The sequence below is a fragment of the Rhodococcus sp. R1101 genome, assembly GCF_000278445.1.
Lineage (GTDB): Bacteria > Actinomycetota > Actinomycetes > Mycobacteriales > Mycobacteriaceae > Rhodococcus > Rhodococcus gordoniae.
Window position 1 is genome coordinate 1 of sequence record NZ_AJVB01000576.1, and the last position, 2233, is coordinate 2233.

Annotated in this window: 3 protein-coding genes; 2 read left to right on the top strand and 1 reads right to left on the bottom strand. The window is 68.3% G+C overall.

Annotation, left to right across the window (positions count from 1 at the left end; translation table 11 throughout):
- Positions 1 to 171: 171 nt before the first annotated feature.
- Positions 172 to 1161 (top strand): LLM class flavin-dependent oxidoreductase, encoded by a 990-nt coding sequence (locus tag R1101_RS0121815; RefSeq protein WP_016935364.1) that lies wholly within the window; start codon positions 172 to 174, stop codon positions 1159 to 1161.
- Between the two features lie 83 nt (positions 1162 to 1244).
- A complete protein-coding gene (locus R1101_RS0121820) occupies positions 1245 to 1697 on the top strand; it encodes a hypothetical protein (RefSeq protein WP_016935365.1) in 453 nt (150 codons plus the stop codon).
- A gap of 58 nt (positions 1698 to 1755) precedes the next feature.
- Here R1101_RS0121820 and R1101_RS0121825 read toward each other — a convergent pair.
- The coding region (locus tag R1101_RS0121825) for an FAD-binding protein (protein WP_157179196.1) at positions 1756 to 2233 on the bottom strand (478 nt) is incomplete at its 5' end.

Below are 2233 nucleotides of genomic sequence, written 5' to 3' on the forward strand. Positions count from 1 at the left end.
TGGCACGGGTCACCGGGCTGACGTCGCTGCACACCAACGGCCCCCTGCTGTTCTTCCAGGGCACCTACGGCGGTTTCGACCGCGGATGACGGGAATAGACGGTCACCGGTGGAGGTTGATCCGGGGGTGTGCCCGGCGGCCGATACCGGGCCCCGACGCGAAGGATCACCGGTGACCGTTCCCCTCTCCATCCTCGACCTCGCCCACATCGGCAAGGGTGAGACCGCCCGCGAGAGCTTCGACGCCAGCGTGAAGATGGCCCGGCTCGCCGAGCAGTGGGGCTACCGGCGCATCTGGTACGCCGAGCATCACAACATGCCGACGATCGCCTCGTCGGCGACGAGCGTGCTCATCGCGCACGTCGCCGCGCACACCTCGTCGATCCGTCTCGGCGCGGGCGGCATCATGCTGCCCAACCATTCGCCGCTGACCATCGCCGAACAGTTCGGCACCCTTGCCACGCTGCATCCGGGCCGCATCGATCTCGGTCTCGGGCGCGCGCCGGGCAGCGACCAGAAGACCATGCGGGCGCTGCGACGCGACCCGACGTCGGCCGACAGCTTCCCGCAGGACGTCCTCGAACTGCAGGCGTATCTGAAGGGCGAGTCGCGGATACCGGGGGTCGACGCGATTCCCGGTAAGGGCACCGACGTTCCGCTGTACATCCTGGGATCGTCGCTGTTCGGCGCGAAACTCGCTGCGTTGCTGGGGCTTCCGTACGCATTTGCATCGCACTTCGCTCCGCAGGCGCTCGAGGACGCGGTGAAGCTGTACCGCCGCGAGTTCCAGCCCTCCCCCGAGCATCCGGAGCCCTACGTCATCGCCGGCGTCGGCGTCATCGCCGCCGACAGCACCGAGGAAGCGCTGTCGTTGTTCGAGGCGGCCAAGCGCTCGCGGGTCGTACAGATGGTCGGACGCGGACGCACTTTCACCGACGAGGAGATCGACATGCTGCTCGACTCCCCCGCCGGGATGCAGGTGCTCGAGATGCTGCGGTACACCGCCGTGGGCACTCCCGGCCAGGTGCGCGACTACCTCGACCGCTTCACCGAACACGCGCAGGCCGACGAACTGATCGTCGTCTCCTCGGCCCCCGGACGCGACGCCTGGCTGCGCTCGCTGGAGCTCGTCGCCGAGGTCAGCGACCTGGTCCCGGCCTGATCGTCGAAGGCTTACGCGTCAGGCTACCGACGGGTACACTTCGGCGACCGGTCAGAACCCGAGTCGTCAATCGCAGGAGCAGAATGAAGTACCGCACCCGCGCTGTCGCCGCCGCGGCTCTCACCGTCGCGGCAGCACTCACCGCGCCGGCCACCGCCGCAGCCGATTCGCCATCCCCCGACGGGCCCACCATCTCGGTGACGATCCGCAACGACACCGACGCACCGATGGTGCTCACGTCGAAGGACAATCCCTACGGGAGGTGGGTGGACGAGCCGGCCACCGTGGTTCCGGCCCGCTCGACGGAGACGGTGTCGGCGAGCAGCACCGATCGCCGAGGATTCGGAATCCGGATCGGCTACACGATGCCCGGCGACGCGACGGTAGCGCTTATGGCCAACAACTACGGCACGGGCGTCGCGAACGGCGACGGTACCCACATCGAAGGAGTCAACCGGCACGGATTCGCGGTCGCGACGACCGTGGAGGACGGATATCCGTTCATGACAGCGGACTTCGCCGTCACCCGCCCCTGACACGGCACCGGGCCCGGAAGGATACCTGCGTATCCTTCCGGGCCCGGTCGTATGTGTGTCAGCGTGCCGCCGCGTCCATCACGGACAGGTGCGCGAACAACGCGCTCGTGCCGATCGGATTACCGCCGCCGGGATAGACGGTGCCGCTGGGTGCGGCCATCGTATTGCCCGCCGCGTACAGCCCGGGGATCGGTTCGCCGTTGCCGTCGAGCACACGACCGACGGTGTCGGTCCGCAACCCGCCCTTGGTACCGAGGTCCGAGATGCCGAACTGCGCCGCGTGGAAGGGTCCCTGTTCGATCGGAACCAGCGCGGAACCGCCGCCGGTGAAGGCCAGATCGTACGGCTCGCCACCGCGATCGAAGTCCTCGTCGACGCCCTTCGCAGCCAGCTCGTTCCACCGGGCGACCGTGGCCTTCAGGGACTCGGCAGGCACACCGATCTGCTCGGCGAGCTCCTCGAGGGTGCCGACGGTCTTCCACAGCCCCGCCTCGACGTACTTCTCGGTCTCGACGAGAGGCACATTCGTCGCCCCG

What these genes read in the sequence shown, in the direction of transcription:
- R1101_RS0121820 (WP_016935365.1), top strand. Translation starts at nt 1,245, where the DNA reads ATGAAGTACCGCACCCGCGCTGTCGCCGCCGCGGCTCTCACCGTCGCG.